The organism is Halorubrum sp. GN12_10-3_MGM, assembly GCF_005435235.1.
Taxonomy (GTDB): domain Archaea; phylum Halobacteriota; class Halobacteria; order Halobacteriales; family Haloferacaceae; genus Halorubrum; species Halorubrum ezzemoulense.
Window position 1 is genome coordinate 1 of the sequence record NZ_SGUB01000065.1, and the last position, 819, is coordinate 819.

Annotated in this window: 1 protein-coding gene; it reads left to right on the forward strand. The window is 57.8% G+C overall.

Annotated elements, in window-relative coordinates:
• Positions 1–13 precede the first annotated feature (13 nt).
• Positions 14–819, forward strand: an 806-nt coding sequence (locus EXE47_RS18250) for a PQQ-binding-like beta-propeller repeat protein (protein ID WP_241997612.1), incomplete at its 3' end; no start/stop codon positions are given.

Here is an 819-nt window from a genome sequence, read left to right on the forward strand (position 1 = left end):
GCACGGTGAACGGTTGTGGCGTGTCGATCGGGCAGACTATGGTACTACTCCAACAGTTGTCGATGGAACCGTCTACGCAACCTCCGACGATACAGTGCTGTACGCCGTTGACGCCGAGACTGGAGAGGAGTTGTGGGCACACGATAATTCGAACATAAACACGCCCGGATCCTCGCCTACAGTCCACGAAGGGGTCGCATATGTCGGGTCGGGTGGATTTCTCTACGCGATCGACACCGAAACCGGGGAAGTACGTTGGAATAGTCTCATTAGCGAGAGATCGATTGATACGTCACCAACAGTTGCCGGCGAAACCGTTTACGTTGGCTCCGACGAGGGAATCTGTTACGCTGTCGACGCACAGACCGGGTCGGTCTCTTGGGAGGTGAGTCTGGGAGGACTCCCGCGACTATGGGGGAACAGTCCATGGATCAACAGCTCACCGATCGTCGTTGGGGGAGTCCTCTTTTTCGGTGCGAGTGACGGTGCACTTTACGCGTTTGACACAGAAACTGACGCTGACAGCGTGGGCTCGCGGGTCGTTCATGGATCGCTCAATCATCATCATGCGTGGGCGGGCGAACCTGGTAGATGGTTCGGGTTCAACCGGGAGATCCGGTGGTCGACACCGGCGGTCGGCCTTGCGGGTCTCGGTACATACGGATTCTACCGGAGGCGCTCGAAGCAAGCGAGCGTTCGATCGCCTGCCGGGGACGATGGAGCAGAGACAGACGCCAATCGAGTGTCGGACGCGGAGGAGCAATCTGCGCCTGATAGCGATGACTGTGACGATAACAACGACGACTCATCGATCATCGA